This is a genomic window from Enterococcus sp. AZ194, assembly GCF_051713825.1.
Taxonomy (GTDB): domain Bacteria; phylum Bacillota; class Bacilli; order Lactobacillales; family Enterococcaceae; genus Enterococcus_K.
Genome location: NZ_JBIOQR010000003.1, coordinates 1 through 16,306 on the forward strand (window position 1 = coordinate 1; position 16,306 = coordinate 16,306).

Genomic DNA, 16,306 nt, shown 5'->3' on the forward strand with positions numbered 1-16,306 from the left:
ACTTTTTTCGTACTTAGTAAGGCTTATTTGATTACTTTAATCTCTAGTGTCTTTTTCATATGCATTCACCTTCTTCTCGCTTTTTTTTCATACCTAGTAAGGCTTATTTGATTACTTTAATTTCTAATAATCCTCCCTATATATCCGCTCTTTCTACTTCCTTGAAAATGTTTTTATAAATTAATATAACCTTTATTAATTGTCGTAAATAAATTTAGATTATAATAATTTTCTCCCTTTTTCACTGCATTAACTTTTATATCCTCTAAAAAGTAATCTAGTCTTCTAATTATTGACAACATTTTTATGTTAATATCAATCACTTCACTACTCATTTGCTTTAAGTTCAATTCTTCAAATGCTATTTTCTGCATTTTTGTAAATACTCTCATCGCAATAATATTGTCTTGATACTTTTTCTCCAGAGCAATCCCAAATTTCGTTTTTTTATTCAAGCTATCATAGTCATAAAACATAGTAAATCCGACAGAAACTCCCTTATATTTTATAATGAACATCAAATTATCTGTATTTCTAAAATAATCAATAGTTCTAGAAATATTATCATCTTGAATTTCAAAGTTTTCTTCTGTTAATGCAACTGTTTGAAAATCCATATCCTGATACATTCTCTTCATAAATTTAAAATCCTTTATACTTACTTCTTCTAAGACTAAATTCTTATCAATTCGTTTAACCATTTTGTTCACCTTCCAACTCTGTTATTTTTTTTAAAGATAGTAATTGCTTTAATGCATTTTGTTTCGCCCAATAGATTCCGACAATTAAAATACAAACCGAAAATGTAGAGATTGACTGGACCGCATCCAAATACACCCCTGTAATTCCTCCAATTACCGCACCCAGAGGAGATAAGCAGGTTGCCAGACCGACTGCATAACTCACTACTTTTCCTACGATTTCTTTAGGAGAGACCGTTTGTAAAATCATCTGCGCGGATACATTAATCACACCGATTGGAACAAATCCAATAAAAAATAAAAGCACGGATAAATAAGGCACTCCCATAAAATTGCTATAACAACTAGCTCCCCATGAAACCGTCATAAACAGACAAGAAATAGGATACAGTTTGCTAAAATCTAACTGTTTTATAAATGGTGTATTTACCAGAAAAATCCCCAATAAAATCCCTAAGCCTGATGCAGATAAAAACAAACTATATTGCAAGTCACTGATAGCAAATGCTGGCAAGTTCGTATAGATAGCCGTTACTAACATATTGATAAGAATGAATCCAGCCAACACCGGCGCAATTGTTCCCCCTTTTAGCACGTCAATAATTTCTTTTGAATCTTCTTTGTATTTATGTATGGATAGTTTTGCTTTACCCGTTGCGGATTGCTGATTGACAACTGTTTTTGATAAAAAGATAAACAGGATACCATTAATCAGAAAGGTTGTACTACTAATATAATAGAGAGAATAAATGCCGAGAAATGAAATCAAAACACCCGATATTGCATTAAAAAAAGTGTCACTTCCTTGATAGGCCAATGTAAATAGACTGTTTGCTTGTAACAACTCCTCCTTTTTTACTAGTTTGGGCAACAAACTAATTTGGCTTGGATAAACAAGCTGATTGATTAAAGTAATAATTGGCATGATTATCAGAATACTGGTAACGGTTAAACGTCCTATATAATATAAGCTAGGAATCAATAACAGTAATACGGCTTGCAGCATTTGCGATAGGATCAGGAATTTTTTTATATTTAGTTTATCCAATAATGGATTTAAAAGAATCTGAATAATGGCCGTTGCGGAAGTCAGGAACAATGCTATTCCTGAATATAATGTCGAGTTAGTCATGTGATAGACTAATAACGTCGTAGCCACCGCATAAAGACTATCTGAAAAATTCGCTATCAGCCTCCCTAAAAATAAAATCATAAAGTCCTTATTTTTTTTGATACTCATAATCTTATTCCAACCTTTACTAAAATTCCGCTTATTTTACTTTCTAAAAACTTATACTGCCTATATTTGATTTTTCGCTGAGCTACTTTTATACCATTTATTGTCGATTTCATATTTTTCTCCTTAAATAATTTCTTTAATCTGGAGCCTATCAATGTCCAAGTTATCAAACAAAAAACTTTTAATTTCATGCGCATCTAAAAAAATAATTTTTAGTAATTTTTCATCTTCAATCAGTTGGACCATCTTCTGAGTATCAGTATTATTTTTAATGCTCACTTTATTCGTTGGAATACTTTCTTTAGTTACTTGAATCTCAATCATACGGTTTTCTTTCAGATTATAATTATTCTTCATACCAAAAGTTTAAAATAGATATTATTAGCTCTACTAGTCTCATATTTTTTTCCTTTCTTATTTCTTATCATTTATTAACCATACTTTACCCGATAACAAAACTATCGAACAGGACACGAATGTCTCTTTACTTTTGAAAATTTTTTATATAGTAAAAGCCCCAGATAAGTTCTCATCTTATCCGGAGCTGATTTGTTATTCAATTTTGCTTTCGAAAAACTCTCAAGCATTTTTTTGACCAAGTGCAACAGTCCATCCTTTTTAGATTTTCTGTCCTTCAACTATTTTTCAAGAACTTTCTAAACTAAAATCCCTTACTTTCGATTTGGACTGATAGGCTTCTAAGTCCTTTTGAAATTCAGCCTTTATTTTACTAGAAAGAAGCTCTTCTCTTAATAATGCTGCTAGTTGGGAAGCTTCCATATATCGTTCCTCTGCTTCAATTACCCTTTGTTCATGAAATAAATAATATTTCCCTTCAAGCATATCTACAACTGGCTTTCTATTGTAGTCTTTTGTGGTATCCATAATAATTCTTAAGATATTTAAAATCTTGGGAAACTCCCCATATTTATGGTGTAATTCAAAAATGCAAATTACCGTAATAAGTATTCTTGAGAGTAAAAATAGTTCATCTGTTGAAGTATAGTCAACCGACTCTATCATCATACTTACCAAACTGTCAAATGTATCACTGTCATTCATTGTATAAAACTGACAGTTAAAATATAAATATAAAATATGTAAGTCGTTCTCTGAGTAATTTTTTTTAATGGTTATCTGGTAAAAATAATCTGATAATATTCCCTCTCCAAATGCAGCGTTGTCAGCATGCTTAACATCCATACTCGAACGTTGAACATCCACTGATAGCTGTTCTTCTTCAGGTAATAGTTCATAGTATTTTTCATAAATTTCATCAAAAATTTTTTCTTTCTGTTCTCTTCTATTCGCGTCTCTATAGGTATAGAACTTTAATAATGACCTTTTTAGTTTCAGATACTCATTAGGTAACTGAAATGACTGTTCATCTAATAAATTTGAGATACTAATTTTTAGTGTTTTAGCAATAAACTCGATTTTAGGCAATGTGGGTAATGACACGCCTGATTCTATCCGCTGCAATTGGCGGACAGTTAGCTCCACTTGATCCAAACAAAACTCTTCTCTCGTCAAACCTAACGTTTCTCTATATAATCGAATTTTTTTCCCTAACTCCGTTTTTAAAATAGACATGGACTTCCCCCAGTTCACCAACTTCATTCATAATTTCTATCTGACTATATTATCTCATTTTCTTCTACTATTGACCATCTATTCTCACAAAATAACCAGAGATAACCCAAAAAGGATGAGCGCCCCAAAATCTCGGGTTATTCTCATCCTCTAGCTTTTTATATAATTATGACGTTTCCTTACTACTGCCATTCTGTTCACTAACCACGTTGAACAGTTCGCTCTCCTACTTAATCATTTTCAGCCACTGACTGATCGCCTGACTAATTTTTTCTTGTTGTTGAGCGTTTGAAATGGTGGACTCTTTATCTCCTTTTTGCGCACCATAACTACCGAAACCCGCGTGATTGCCTCCTTCAATAGAAAGATACTCGGTTGTCGTAGGGAGATATTGTTTGGCCTGCTCGTAATTGTCTTTGTTCAACACACCATCATTGGTTGCTGTCATCGATAGAACCGGAAAGTTGGTATTTTTCAACGATCCTTTCTCATCAGGATAACTAGCTAAAAAGAGCATTCCGGCAATCGAATCTGGATTTGCTGCTGCATAACGACTCGCCATGACGCCACCTAGTGAGTGCCCTGCCAATACAAATTTTTTATCAGGATATTTTTTGATGATTTTTTCTGCACTATTTGGTGAGAGGACTGCTAAGTTTAGTGGGAAATGCACCACATAAACATCATAACCCGCTTCTGCCACTTGAGCTGCCCACAAGCTATAACTCTCTGGCACCACCAATGCCCCTGGGTAAAAAATTAACCCCACAGATTGGTTTTCCCCACTTGAATAGACGGTATAGGTAGCTTCATCGCGGGCAGCCTGACTAACTTCCAAGGCCTCATCCGTTGCTTGGTAGGTAGCTACTTTTAGATAAATACCCACACTACCTACCACCACAACCAGAAGAACCAGCAGGCCCATACCTATCTTTTTACCTAGTGACCTTTTCTTCCTCTGTTGCTCCATCTTTTCACTCCCAAACTTTTGGTTGCTCACATATGCCTATTACCTACTTTATCGACTAACATTTGAGCAACTTTACGCACAATTGAAAATCTCTTTTGTTTCATCGCCCGTACCTCTTATTTATAATGTTCATTCAAGTAAGATAGTAGCTCCCCTGACCGATTAGTTGTTGAGTCATTTTCTTTTCGATCCTCTAACAAACTCACATATAAGTAACCAGCTGTATCCGGGTTAAACGCAAGCAAAAAGCTGTTTTCTTGTCCTTTGGTATCTTGTTTAGTCTTAATCTCTGCAGTTCCCGTTTTAGCAGCCAAAGGGATACCCAACGCACTTAGAGAATGTGCGGTTCCCTTCTCGTCAGAAACAACCGCTTTTAAATCATTAACAATTTGGTTCACACTCGCTTCTTTAAGGACGTCCTCTTTTGTTTTCGTTTCCTTCGTCAGCAATAATTTAGGATAGACCAAGGTCCCTTGATTCGCAAACACCGAGTACATTGCACTTTGCTGAATTGGGTTCATCAACAGCTCCCCTTGTCCATAACCTGTATCCGCCAATAATATTTCCGAGTTAAATGAGCCTTCATTCGAAATTTGAGCTGGCGTCATCGCTATTGGCAAATCTAATTCCTCGCCAAAAATAAATTTATCTAAGCCTGCACGGAAGGTCTTTTCGCCCATCTCTAGTGTTTCTTGAGCCATATAAATATTATCCGAATTGACTAGTGCGCTGTATAAATTGACCGGCGACGTCTCTGTCACTCGAGTCACAAAATAATCGCCCCATGAAGCATCCTTTTGCCATTTTAAGCCCTCAATAGTCCGTTCTTTCTGAGGATCTAGAGTTTGAGCATCCAAGCCAATCCCTGCCGTAATCGTTTTAAAGGTGGAACCTGGCGCATAACCTGTTGCAAAACGATTAATAAACGGCAGATTCTTATCATTTTGATAGGCATCATAGTCTTTCTGAGAAATCCCATTGGTCATCGCATTCGGATCAAAACTAGGCGAGCTAGTTACAGCCAACAAATCACCTGTCTTCGGTTGGGTTACAACATTGGCCCCTTTATCATTGCCCAATTCATCAAACGCTATCTGTTGGACCTCTTTATCAATCGTCAATTGGACAGTTGTGCCGTCTTTTTTCTCAACTTCTTGCAAAATCGTTTTTTCCTCGCCATCTTTTGAAGTAATTGCGATTTTTCCACCATTTTGTCCACGAAGCTCTTTATCTAATGTCCTCTCTAATCCCGAACGACCAATCGTTCCATCTGCCGCTAATTCAGGATTTTTATCCAAATCCTCTGCAGTTACCGAACCGACATACCCAATCAAATGCGCAGCCGCCTCTTTCAGTGGGTAATACCTAGCTGTGACCTCTTGTAACGTCGCCCCTTCTGGGATTGATTCCGGACGTGTATCCAATATTTTTAAAGGAACAAAATAGTCTGGTTGGACCCAGCCTTGTTCAAGCGCTTGCGTAATTTCTTTTTCGGTCAAAGAAAACTCTTTGGCGATTGCTTGAATTTTTTTCTCTTTTTCTTTTCCCTCACCTAAAGAACTTGGAACCACACCGACTTGATTTAACCGGGCATTCTGTGCAAGCTTGTTATTATTGCGGTCAGTGATTTCTCCACGCACCGCCTCTGTTAAAGTATAACTGACCTTATCCTCTTTCTCCATCTCTGGGAAAATAAGATTTGGCTGCCATTGAACCTTGTAGTCACTCTCTTCTTTCACTAACGTTCCTTTATAGCTTTGTGGTGCCATCTTCCCTAAAGGCGTCGTCAATTGTAACTGATAGGTGAATTGATACGTCTGGTCTTTTTTGATAGTCTTTATATCCGTTATTTTGACTGATTGTGCAGAAATACCCGAAAAAACGGTTTGATATTTTTTAACGACTTCTTTTGCCTTATAGCCACTTTCTTTTTCAGTATCCTTTGAAACTAGTTTTTCCAGCTTATCAAACTCTTCCTTTTCTATTGCTTGGGTAAACTGCTTAATCGTCCGTTGACTCGCTTCTTGATCTTGATTTTTTTGCATCACCATATAACCAGCTCCACCTGCTGCTAGTAAAACAACAAGAACCCCACCAATTACCCATGGTTTCTTTGACCGTCTTTGTTTTCTTTTTACTGTTTTTCTTTCCATGACCTCTCCTTTTCCAACCGTTGTTCGCCCCTCATCCAACCGATTTTCTGTCGTATTTTATAGATTTCGAGCTCCTATCAACAGTTTAGTGAATAACGGTCGTCTTTAAAAGCCGAAACACTTTTCCCTAATCATTTCTTAAGGACTACCATTTTTTTTAGACTTGACCTACCTCACCCGAAAGAAAAAAGGGCCTCTTATGACCCTCGATTCCACTCTTCCTTTTCACTTTTCTAGCCGCACCTATACGCCAAACTAAGCCTGAAAAAAATGCCCGATTTGATCGATATATTGTAAGGACTCTCTTAACGGATACACGACAAAATCGTGCATCATATCCGGTACAATCGTTGCTTGAAGGTTGGTTCCTGTTGACTGCTGAACTTTCTGCTGCAACCGCAACACATCTGGATACAAAATTTCTGCCGTCCCAGCAATCACTAGGAGATACCCTAGAAAATCGAAGCTACCATAAATCGGCGAAACTCTCGGATCATCCAATGCCCACTCTCCCGCGTAATTTTTGCCCGCCTCTGCTAGTAGCTCTTTTTCAAGTAGGACATCCTCCGCCTGTAATTCTTCAGAGCGAGGATCACTAATTGCAACATCCAACCAAGGGGAAACCAACGCCATCCTTCGTGGTCTTCTTTTTACTTCTTTATCCCGTAAACGCTGAGCCAAAGCCATCGCCAGTCCACCACCTGCGGAATCTCCAAACAAATAAAAGACATCATCACAATAGAGCGCTTGTAATCGTTCAAAAGCTTCCTCTGTTGTTTCAATTGTTTCTTTGGCGGTATTCTCTGGCGCCAATGGATAGTCAAAATAACTCACCTTAAGATTGAATTTTTTTGCAAAACGCTCTTGAATATCTTTATGAAAAGGAGAGGCTTCTAAAGAATACCCCCCTCCGTGCAAATAAAAGACGTGCTTTTGGGTCGGCTTTTCTGGTAGCAATGTTAACAGCTCTCTGTCTCCCATGGTTTGGTAGACAATCTCCAAATCCGTTCTTTCCAGCTGTTTTTTTGTTATGTTTCGTCGTTTAGGTGGTGAAACCATCGCTTTTCCTACCAGCTTCTTCATATTAACAATTTTAAATACCTGTTTGACAAAATTAGCTGAATATCGCATAAGTGCCTCCCCTCTTTTATGTAACTATATCATGTATTCCTATCCATTCACTACAAAAATGTGTTAAACTGCCACTACCACTATAAAAAAGGAGTGACGACTCATCTCCCATCAAGCAAATCGAAGCATTTTGTTCGATAATATCAAAGGTATTCTAATTTTTCTAGTCGTTTTGGGCCACGCTTTAGAATATTTCAGATTAGATAATCCTATAATAGAAACTCTCTATACCTTTATTTATTTGTTCCACATGCCGGTTTTTGTTTTTATTTCTGGCTACTTTTCTAAAAATTTAAATAAAGGGCGAAAAACGGCTGTAACCAATTTTCTGATTCCATTTCTTTTACTAAATTCGATTCTTAGTGCCGGTCTTTTACTCTCCGGCAACATTGATTCTTTTACCATCTTAAACCCTGGATGGACACTTTGGTACTTTTATACCATGTTTATTTGGCGCTTGTTATTGCCTGACTTGATTCGTGTGCGGCACGTCTTTGCGCTCAGCTTGATTGCTGGAATACTGGCTGGGTTTGTGACTGAGTTTGGAACCTTTATGGCACTTGCGCGGACACTCAGCTTTTCACCCTATTTTCTAGCAGGCTACTTTCTCAAAGAGACCTCCGTAGAAAAAATTCGCCAATTAAAAGGGCGTAAGCTAGTGAGTCTAGTCATCATATTATTAGGTGTCCTCCTAGCTGTCGCGTGGACACAATTAGATTTTCCACCCGAGATTTTATGGGGAGATCGGCCGTTTAGCTTTTTCGAATTACCCTTTTACCAAAACATTCTTCTCGATATTATTGAATATTTGATTGGTTTTGGTTTTGTGTTTGTCTTTCTTTCGTTAGTCAAAAAGAAAAAACATTTTTATACTCCTTGGGGGGCAAACACGTTATCTGTCTACCTATTGCACATTTATTTCATTGGCCCCGTGCTTTATTTGGCACAAGGCATCAAAAATCCTTGGCTCCATTTTGGGCTATTGTTAACGGCTTCTCTACTCGCCACTCACGTTCTCTCCAAACAAAAGGTCGTCACCGTGGTCAGAAAAATTTTAGCTAAAATCATCCTAACAATTATGCCACCAAAAAAAGAGAAAAAGTAAGCGACCCACAAAAACAGGTGCAGCGATTTGAATTCGCCGAACCTGTTTTTTTGTGGTGCGTGATTGAATCATGTTATCCAGCTCTCAAATACGATACGTTGAATAGACCACCTATAACTCGTTTCATCAGTCGGGATCCATTAAGAACGTAAATGTCGCTGCTCGAATCGCTTCACTCTCTATCAAAGCCTCCATATCGACCATAAACTCCCCTTTTAACCTCAATTGATAACTTATTTTGATATCAAATCGATGAATAATCTTTTTATGCTCCTCTTCTGTAAAATAATGTCTAAAGTAAGGATACATTTTTGCCAACCAATAATGATCATTCGGTCGATACCCATTCAAATAAATCCCGCGAATCAAGGTCTCCCCCAGTAGCTCTCGAAATGGTTCTTCTCTATACGCACAACGAATCTGCAAACATCGATGCTGTTGTAAAGCAACGTCTACTAATCCATCCTTCATATAATGTCGGAAAATTTTCTTCTCCAAATCCCTGAGATTCTCTTGAAACAGTTGTTTGGTCGTAATTCTTGATTGGCTCATTCTTTTTCTCCTCTACAAATAAATTTGTTTTGTTCCTTCTATTAGTAGTAACGAAACTTATTCGTCAAAACAAACAATTTTTTTTAAGAAAAAGAAAAAAGTACAAATCCACTTGATCCCTAAAAACTTAGGGAAATCAGGGTATCTGTACTGTTTTATAATTATTTTTGTATCCTATTTTCTAAAAAAGTTTCACGTGTAACATTTTTCCGTCTAAATTTTCGTGGTACTACACGAAATAAAATCCAGATTCAACATCCTATTCAAGCAAGATCGTGGAATCCTGTTTTCTCTGGCAGACCTTCGTTATCTAGAAATCCTTATGACAACGTTCTAGTAAGTCCTCGAAATCCATGTCTCAAGGTAAGAATCGGATGAACGAGTAACATTCGCGGACCTGAGTAACGCATAATCTGTTTCATTTGTGTCCGATAGACTTCCTGATAACAATGGACTGGACACTTCTGACAGGTTGTCTTCTCTTCTCCAAACTGACAAAAAAGCAATCGCTGCTCTGCATAACTCGCCATTCGGTTCTCTGGAACATCTCCTTTGTTATGCTTATAATAAAGCTCAATCATGCAGCTAACTAACTTCATCTCTTCACGAATAATCGGTCCTTCATTTCTTTTTCTAGGCGCTTTTCTAGACATTGAATTCAAACTCGACTGGTTCCAATCCAAATAAAGTTTGTAAAATCTCATTGGTTTTTTCTGTAAGCTGTGCGTGATCATCAATTTTTTTCAGTGCTTTAATCGTTGTTGATTCTGAACTATAGGTCAATGAACGATAATCCTCTGTCAAAATCACTTTTTTCTGATCTTTTTTAAACCGAATTGCATCTTCAAAATCATCCGTCATAATCATTTCTTGTTTCCAACCTGCCTTTAATGCAAAAAGCATCACAAGTGATTCAACGTCTAAATTCTCAATTGTTTGTTCTCGACCTTCAGAAAATTCCACTAAATAGGTAATACTACGAACTGGAGCACAGGCATTACACCCTCCTTCAGTTAAAAAATCTTCGCTCATAATGGTTGCTTTCATCGCGTTTTCCTCCTATTTTTTTCACTTGTCACTCTTATTATAATCCTATTTATTAGGTCTTTCACTATTTTTTTGTTATTCAAAAATAATGAATATTTATTCATTATAAGCAAAAACATAATTTTTCTTAAAAAAACAAAAATTCCCATCATTTTTTATCATCAGAGTATTTAGAAAGTCAGCTATTGAGCACCCGAAAAATAATAAACTGGATAGTATCCCCAGTAAATCAGCCTATTTATAGCCACTTATTAGGGATTTATCGTAACAAATTTTTTCCACCTCACAATCCCTTGCTAATTTTCAGAAAACATGCCCTATTTGATAGATATAATTAAATAACATATTTAAGAAATAGCTTCGCAAGGATTATCGACGCTATATTTTGTCTTAACAGCTTAAAAAAATATCAATTATATAACATTTAGTAAAATAAAATAGGGAATTGTTGTACTTTTGATATTCTAGATTTTTTAATTCGATCTATTTAAACAACTCACAAGAATTCATTTATTTCACCATTTTTAACAAATGATCTAATTTATATCCCCAATGAAAATTCAATTCTAGTTATCCACGAGTTGTGGATAACTAGTAATTAATTTCATAAAAATAACATGAAAATAGACAAAAAAAGAGCGAATCACTCTCGATTTTTACTCTTTTTTTGTCTGGATTCAAATAAAGAATATTTATCCACAGTGGATAACTTTATTCATTTTAATTTTTTTCATCCCATCTATTCTCTTAAGTCTGTGGATAATTGTGTATCACTCTATCCTATTCACCGTACTTACTGGAAATTTATGTTATTTAGTTATACACAGCGCTGAAATGAAGAGCCTCTGAATTAAGTCGTAGCAAAAAATCAGTCTTAAGGTTGACGTAAAGCTCATTTTTGTTTGATAAACTACGTATATAGAAAACAAGAAAGAAGGAAGTTCCTATGAGAAATAATAATCCACTTTTTGCAATCCTAACCATTGTTGCCCTTTTTATCGGCGGTGGAATTATCCTAAGCGCCGTTCTAGGTCTGTTAAGCGGATTGTTTTGGTTAGCAATTCGAATTTTCATCCCCGTCGCAATTGCTGTTTGGATTGTGCGAGTAATTACAGGACGCGGACGCTCTAGACGTTACTACTAAACACGTTTCATATATAGATAACAACAACAGGAAAAAAAGAGTCCACGCTATTCTTCTCTTATAGGAGAATAACAGTCGGGCTCTTTTTTTGTGTGTAGCTGCTTTTTTTAGAGCGTTAGTGCCAAAAAAATGTCATCTAAAAAGACCATATATAGGAAAAAAACTCATTTGAACTCTCCTGCACGCGCCAGACAAAATAAAAATGAGGCTTCCAATAAAAACATTGCACAAATTACTCATGTGTACAGATAGGTCAGATGATATGATGTACTCAAGAAGAAAACACAAGAACAAAAGGAGCGAATACTTATGCTAACATGTAATAGCCTTTACTTACGTTATAAAAACCAAAACAGAAACGCCTTAAATAATGTGAGTTTTTCACTAAACGAAAACGAAATTGTTTCCATCGTCGGACACAATGGTGCGGGAAAAAGTACCCTCATTAAAGCAATCGTTGACTTAGTTCCTTGCGAAGGGAACATCACTTATAACTTCGATAAAAGTGAATTAGCGAAAAATGTCCATGTCCAAATGCAAACCTCTATCTTTGAAAAAGGGATTAAGGTCAAAGAAATCATCGAACTTTACATCGCTTTATACGAATCGGATGAAACCGTTGATGAGCTATTGGACCTGTTTCAAATTCAGAAACTAAAAAATGCTCATTTAGACAAACTATCTGGTGGCGAAAAACAAAAAGTCTCGATTTTACTCGCTGTGATTGGCCAACCAAAACTCATCATTTTTGATGAAATTACCACTGGACTGGATAGTGTCGCAAGACGAATGATCTGGGATTTATTGAAAAAAATTAAGGAAGAACGAAAGATTACCATGGTCCTTACCAGTCATTTCTTAGATGAAGTCGAATACTTGGCGGATCGTGTGCTTGTTATGGAGGAAGGACGCATTATTAAAGAAGGAACCGTCGAAGACATCGTGAAGGAAGCCTTTGATGATAAGAGAAGTGCTATGTTCTTAATGGACTCAAACTTCGACTACGAACACTTCCCATATGAGCATACAACTAGCGGCAACAAAGTATCCTTACATTATGCAAAAACAGAGGAAAAAGAAGTCTACGGAGCCATCGTTACTTGTGGCGGATTTGATATTCAATTAAAAGATCATAGCTTTGAAGAAGCATTTTTAAAAACCATTGGCTACACATTAGGAGAAAAGGGAGAGCTTAACCATGAAAAAAACAATCGCGCTAATTAAATATAGTATGAAACGAATTATCAGTGACAATACAGGAATCATTTTCGCCTTCTTAATGCCAATTGGTTTCTATGTTGTCTTCAGTACGCTGTTTAATACAGGACCAGATAGTAAAGCAATGATCCAATATTTGGTACCAAACTACTTGTTAATTATTATCTTAAACGCTGTGATGAATATCTTCGGCATGTTATTGGTCAGCGCCGAGGAATCAGGCAACTTAATCAAATTCCGCTTAATGGGCGTCAGCAAAATGAACTATGCCGTTTCTCTTTTCTTATGCTTACTTGCAATGGAAATTGTTCTTATCACCCTATTTTTAACATTTTGTGTGGTTTTTGATGGCATCAACTTACCCTTAAACAATTTAGTTCCTTGCCTAGTTATCTTGGTTGTTGCCCATCTCTTTCAGTTTGCCCTTACTATGTTGTTATCTGCGATCGTCAAAAAAGCCACCACTTTCTCAGGTGTTGGCCTTGGGATCTTCATGTTACAAATGTTTGCAGGAGGGCTAGCTATTCCCATCGCCATGTTCCCAGACAACTTACGAAATATCTTAGAAGTTGTGAATCCTGTGGTACATTTATCTACTGCCTTGATTAATACTTGGGTTCTTGGAGAATCACTTGAAAACAATCTGGGCTCTATCTTGATTGTGATTGGCTTTAGTATCGCTTGTATCGTTCTTTCTCTACTCATCCAAAAAGCGCGTTCAACACAAGCAACAGTCAAACCGATTATTTCATAAGAGAAAAGAGGAAGCACATTCGTAAAAGATGATGTGCTTCCTCTATTTTTTACCGGTTATTCGCAAGGGTCACTAGACCGAGCTCTATGCCTCGAACAATCGCAGAAATAGTTGAATTAACACTCAGTTTTTCATTGATTGCTTGTAAATGATTATTGACGGTGCGGCGACTAATAAAAAGCGTATCGGCAATCTCTTGTTGCGTTAAACCACTTGCCGCCGCTTGAAGAATCTCTTTTTCACGATCTGTCAGCTGATCTGTGTACTCATGCTCATTTTTCGGAAAAATCGTTTCGCCTTCTTTAATTCGACTAATCTTATCAATAAATTCATCTGGCGCTGTGTTTTTGTTTAAAAACCCCTTTGCCCCTAAGCCTATCGCCTGATTATGATACTCAGCCAAATCATACCCCGATAAAAAGACCAACTTCAGATCAGGTAACTCCTTCAAAAGCTCAGCTCCAATTTCTAGGCCATTCTTATCTTTTAAATGAATATCCATAAAAACTAAATCACAAGGTCGCTGTTTTACAAACTGGATAATCTCTTCTTCATGGGAGCAGTAAGTAAAGGTTTTTGCTAGCCCACTCAAGATAAATTCGATACTTTTTGCAAATAATTCGTGGTCATCCACCATGACTATATTCATAAATCTCTCCTTCTTGGTATCTGAATAATAAATTTTTTCCCTTTTGGTAACACTTCGATAGCAAAGGTACCATGAAATTCATCAATATGTTGTTGGATTCTGGTCCAACCTAAATGCTTAGACGTTTTTGCATCTAGGAAGTGTGTTGGCAGTGCATCACCATCGTCTTGAACCTCTAAATAATACGTATTTGATGTTTGTTTCAGATAGATAATGACCATCGATGCGTGCGCATGTTTACAAGCATTATTTAACAATTCCTGAATACTCAAATAGAAAAAATAGGCCACATCTTCTGGCAGCTCCTTATCAATCGTTTGTTGAATCCGAATCGTTGGCACATCAATAAATCGTCGGTTCATCTGCTCCACAAGGACTGCAATGTTTTGCTCAAAAGACAAATCCCCTAAGGAAGATGGGAACAACTCATGCATTTGATTGCGAATCGAGTCATTTAAGCCTGAAAGTGTGCCATAAATTAACTCTCTCATCGCTACTTGCTCTGTTTGTAAATTGGCAATCATGTTGTTAGCAGCTAATAAATCCTGCAACACATCATCATGCAAATAATACGACAGCTCTTTTCTGAAATTCATTTGTTCCAAGAAAGAACTTGAATGTTCATTCACATTGTACTGCTCTAACGCGTCGACATAATTAGGAAAATCATCGAGCATTTTAAAAATAGCTTTCCCAATTACTCGATAGGCTGACACGTTGCGAGAAAAGGGCTCAGATGAAATGAAGCTTAACGTCTGTTGGCCCTCTGTTATCACCAAGGTAAAATCAGCCGTCTCAACCTCGCCAAACACGAGCGCATCATAAGATAAAGAAGTCTGCACTTCTGTCGCAATTTGACGTTTGAACCCTTCGATATCATTCTTTAATCCGTAAAAAATTCTCTGTTTAGGCAACCAGCTTTTACTCGATTGCTGAAATGTTGCCAAAATTTCTTCTTGAGACGCCGCTCGCCTCATTAGAATAAATTGTAAGCAGAATAACCCACTATAGACTGCGAGACTAACGCCTAGGTACCAAGTTATCAGTTGATTGAAGAACAAAATGAACTCAGCCAATGAGCCTATCACGGTCAGACCAACTATAGACAACACAAAAAGGGTTGGCCGATAGAGTGTTGTTTTGATTGGTTGGTAAAGAACCAGACAAACAACTAATATATAATAAGCAGACGTATAGTTGAACGTGTAATTATAGGATTGTGTCGGCAAAATCATAGGCGTCAGTGCGCTAGCTATTTGAAAGCATTCAATAAAAATCACTGGGAAACTTGGAATTAGAATGCGCAAAAAGATTTTCTTTGGCTGGTGTTGATGCGCGTAGAGCGTGAGCACACAAGCACTATATAAAGACACCACGGGAATATGTAACATGTAAGTAACTACCAAACATAAAATCGCAAAATTCGCATAGATAACGGTGCGACTCTTTGGCACAAACAAACGCAAAAAAAGAAGATAGATAGGAATTAAACACAACGGCGCAATCAATGGATAGGTTTCAACCGATATAAAATATCCAGCCATTGATAAGAGGATATAACTAAAACTTTGATAGACATGCTCCTGAAATACAAAACACACGATATAGGCGCAGCCGATGAGTAAAATCGCTAAGCCAAGATGACTGGCAAATTCTATTTCATTTGCATTCTTAATAAAAAGCGTCAGTACAATCAGTAGGAAACCAATCGGATAAGCAACTATAGACGCTAGTTTTTCTTGTTTCATTCCACTCCCCCTTTTTCTCTCATTATAAGGAAGCAGAGCGTAGTTGTCTATGCTGTTTGGGATAGACCGGCATCAGTCAGAGAGTCAATCTTTTAGTAGAGGTCAAGGATTTTAGAAATTAGGAGTGAGAGGTTGGGACAGAAGTGTTTAGCTCCGAGAACCGAGTAGGTACTGTGCAACATCAACTCATACTTCGTTGTGTTTTACAGCACCGAGTAGGTACTGTGCAACATCAACTCATACTTCGTTGTGTTTTACAGCAATAAGAGGGAATCCACGAAAATGACAAGAAACACGAAAG

16 protein-coding genes are annotated in these 16,306 nt (G+C 36.9%); 4 read left to right on the top strand and 12 right to left on the bottom strand.

What is annotated here, in order from left to right; genetic code table 11:
• Window positions 1-173 precede the first annotated feature (173 nt).
• The 7 genes from IGI37_RS19185 to IGI37_RS19215 form a co-directional block, all read right to left on the bottom strand.
• Window positions 174-701 (bottom strand): GNAT family N-acetyltransferase, encoded by a 528-nt coding sequence (locus IGI37_RS19185; RefSeq protein ID WP_438763807.1) that lies wholly within the window; start codon window positions 699-701, stop codon window positions 174-176.
• Window positions 694-1,941, bottom strand: a complete 1,248-nt coding sequence (locus IGI37_RS19190) for an MFS transporter (RefSeq protein WP_438763808.1) — start codon at window positions 1,939-1,941, stop codon at window positions 694-696. Before IGI37_RS19190 ends, IGI37_RS19185 begins: the two co-directional genes overlap by 8 nt.
• A gap of 123 nt (window positions 1,942-2,064) precedes the next feature.
• Entirely contained in the window at window positions 2,065-2,265 is a 201-nt protein-coding gene (locus IGI37_RS19195) for a hypothetical protein (RefSeq protein ID WP_438763809.1), read from the bottom strand.
• Window positions 2,266-2,586: 321 nt separating this feature from the next.
• Complete coding sequence (locus IGI37_RS19200; RefSeq protein ID WP_438763810.1) at window positions 2,587-3,534, bottom strand: helix-turn-helix domain-containing protein; 948 nt, start codon at window positions 3,532-3,534, stop codon at window positions 2,587-2,589.
• A 226-nt stretch (window positions 3,535-3,760) separates the two neighbouring features.
• Entirely contained in the window at window positions 3,761-4,504 is a 744-nt protein-coding gene (locus tag IGI37_RS19205; RefSeq protein ID WP_438763811.1) for an alpha/beta hydrolase, read from the bottom strand.
• A gap of 116 nt (window positions 4,505-4,620) precedes the next feature.
• A complete protein-coding gene (pbp4, locus tag IGI37_RS19210; protein ID WP_438763812.1) occupies window positions 4,621-6,657 on the bottom strand; it encodes a penicillin-binding protein PBP4(5) in 2,037 nt (678 codons plus the stop codon).
• A gap of 255 nt (window positions 6,658-6,912) precedes the next feature.
• A complete protein-coding gene (locus IGI37_RS19215; RefSeq protein WP_438763813.1) occupies window positions 6,913-7,788 on the bottom strand; it encodes an alpha/beta hydrolase fold domain-containing protein in 876 nt (291 codons plus the stop codon).
• Window positions 7,789-7,915: 127 nt separating this feature from the next.
• On the opposite strand from IGI37_RS19215, the gene IGI37_RS19220 reads away from it, so the two are divergent.
• Window positions 7,916-8,893: an acyltransferase family protein gene (locus IGI37_RS19220; RefSeq protein ID WP_438763822.1), complete on the top strand. Its 978-nt coding sequence runs from the start codon at window positions 7,916-7,918 to the stop codon at window positions 8,891-8,893.
• A gap of 126 nt (window positions 8,894-9,019) precedes the next feature.
• Here the strand turns inward: IGI37_RS19220 and IGI37_RS19225 are convergent, their stop codons facing one another.
• The 3 genes from IGI37_RS19225 to IGI37_RS19235 all read right to left on the bottom strand — a co-directional run bounded on the left by IGI37_RS19225 (window position 9,020) and on the right by IGI37_RS19235 (window position 10,492).
• Window positions 9,020-9,445 (bottom strand): hypothetical protein, encoded by a 426-nt coding sequence (locus IGI37_RS19225; protein ID WP_438763814.1) that lies wholly within the window; start codon window positions 9,443-9,445, stop codon window positions 9,020-9,022.
• A gap of 320 nt (window positions 9,446-9,765) precedes the next feature.
• On the bottom strand, window positions 9,766-10,098 hold the full coding sequence (locus IGI37_RS19230; protein ID WP_438763815.1) for a nitrous oxide-stimulated promoter family protein: 333 nt from the start codon (window positions 10,096-10,098) through the stop codon (window positions 9,766-9,768).
• Window positions 10,091-10,492: a DUF4809 family protein gene (locus IGI37_RS19235; protein WP_438763816.1), complete on the bottom strand. Its 402-nt coding sequence runs from the start codon at window positions 10,490-10,492 to the stop codon at window positions 10,091-10,093. The genes IGI37_RS19230 and IGI37_RS19235 overlap by 8 nt, the downstream gene beginning before the upstream one ends.
• A 946-nt stretch (window positions 10,493-11,438) precedes the next feature.
• On the opposite strand from IGI37_RS19235, the gene IGI37_RS19240 reads away from it, so the two are divergent.
• The 3 genes from IGI37_RS19240 (at window position 11,439) to IGI37_RS19250 (ending at window position 13,608) form a co-directional block, all read left to right on the top strand.
• Window positions 11,439-11,636: a hypothetical protein gene (locus tag IGI37_RS19240; protein WP_438763817.1), complete on the top strand. Its 198-nt coding sequence runs from the start codon at window positions 11,439-11,441 to the stop codon at window positions 11,634-11,636.
• A 309-nt stretch (window positions 11,637-11,945) separates the two neighbouring features.
• Window positions 11,946-12,860: an ABC transporter ATP-binding protein gene (locus tag IGI37_RS19245; RefSeq protein WP_438763818.1), complete on the top strand. Its 915-nt coding sequence runs from the start codon at window positions 11,946-11,948 to the stop codon at window positions 12,858-12,860.
• On the top strand, window positions 12,835-13,608 hold the full coding sequence (locus tag IGI37_RS19250) for an ABC transporter permease (RefSeq protein ID WP_438763819.1): 774 nt from the start codon (window positions 12,835-12,837) through the stop codon (window positions 13,606-13,608). Before IGI37_RS19245 ends, IGI37_RS19250 begins: the two co-directional genes overlap by 26 nt.
• A 49-nt stretch (window positions 13,609-13,657) precedes the next feature.
• Here IGI37_RS19250 and IGI37_RS19255 read toward each other — a convergent pair whose 3' ends face one another.
• Together IGI37_RS19255 and IGI37_RS19260 are read right to left on the bottom strand one after the other, a co-directional pair.
• Complete coding sequence (locus IGI37_RS19255; protein WP_438763820.1) at window positions 13,658-14,257, bottom strand: response regulator transcription factor; 600 nt, start codon at window positions 14,255-14,257, stop codon at window positions 13,658-13,660.
• The gene (locus IGI37_RS19260; RefSeq protein ID WP_438763821.1) at window positions 14,254-16,005 is read right to left on the bottom strand and encodes a sensor histidine kinase; all 1,752 of its coding nucleotides are present in this window, start codon (window positions 16,003-16,005) and stop codon (window positions 14,254-14,256) included. The genes IGI37_RS19255 and IGI37_RS19260 overlap by 4 nt, the downstream gene beginning before the upstream one ends.
• Window positions 16,006-16,306: the final 301 nt, after the last annotated feature.

Bases quoted from the DNA above. Each gene is read 5' to 3' on its own strand.
- IGI37_RS19245 (WP_438763818.1), top strand. From the start codon at position 11,946: ATGCTAACATGTAATAGCCTTTACTTACGTTATAAAAACCAAAACAGA.
- IGI37_RS19195 (WP_438763809.1), bottom strand. From the start codon at position 2,265: ATGATTGAGATTCAAGTAACTAAAGAAAGTATTCCAACGAATAAAGTG.
- IGI37_RS19255 (WP_438763820.1), bottom strand. From the start codon at position 14,257: ATGAATATAGTCATGGTGGATGACCACGAATTATTTGCAAAAAGTATC.
- IGI37_RS19205 (WP_438763811.1), bottom strand. From the start codon at position 4,504: ATGGAGCAACAGAGGAAGAAAAGGTCACTAGGTAAAAAGATAGGTATG.
- IGI37_RS19225 (WP_438763814.1), bottom strand. From the start codon at position 9,445: ATGAGCCAATCAAGAATTACGACCAAACAACTGTTTCAAGAGAATCTC.
- IGI37_RS19215 (WP_438763813.1), bottom strand. From the start codon at position 7,788: ATGCGATATTCAGCTAATTTTGTCAAACAGGTATTTAAAATTGTTAAT.
- IGI37_RS19200 (WP_438763810.1), bottom strand. From the start codon at position 3,534: ATGTCTATTTTAAAAACGGAGTTAGGGAAAAAAATTCGATTATATAGA.
- IGI37_RS19260 (WP_438763821.1), bottom strand. From the start codon at position 16,005: ATGAAACAAGAAAAACTAGCGTCTATAGTTGCTTATCCGATTGGTTTC.
- IGI37_RS19190 (WP_438763808.1), bottom strand. From the start codon at position 1,941: ATGAGTATCAAAAAAAATAAGGACTTTATGATTTTATTTTTAGGGAGG.
- IGI37_RS19230 (WP_438763815.1), bottom strand. From the start codon at position 10,098: ATGTCTAGAAAAGCGCCTAGAAAAAGAAATGAAGGACCGATTATTCGT.
- pbp4 (WP_438763812.1), bottom strand. From the start codon at position 6,657: ATGGAAAGAAAAACAGTAAAAAGAAAACAAAGACGGTCAAAGAAACCA.
- IGI37_RS19185 (WP_438763807.1), bottom strand. From the start codon at position 701: ATGGTTAAACGAATTGATAAGAATTTAGTCTTAGAAGAAGTAAGTATA.
- IGI37_RS19240 (WP_438763817.1), top strand. From the start codon at position 11,439: ATGAGAAATAATAATCCACTTTTTGCAATCCTAACCATTGTTGCCCTT.
- IGI37_RS19250 (WP_438763819.1), top strand. From the start codon at position 12,835: ATGAAAAAAACAATCGCGCTAATTAAATATAGTATGAAACGAATTATC.
- IGI37_RS19235 (WP_438763816.1), bottom strand. From the start codon at position 10,492: ATGAAAGCAACCATTATGAGCGAAGATTTTTTAACTGAAGGAGGGTGT.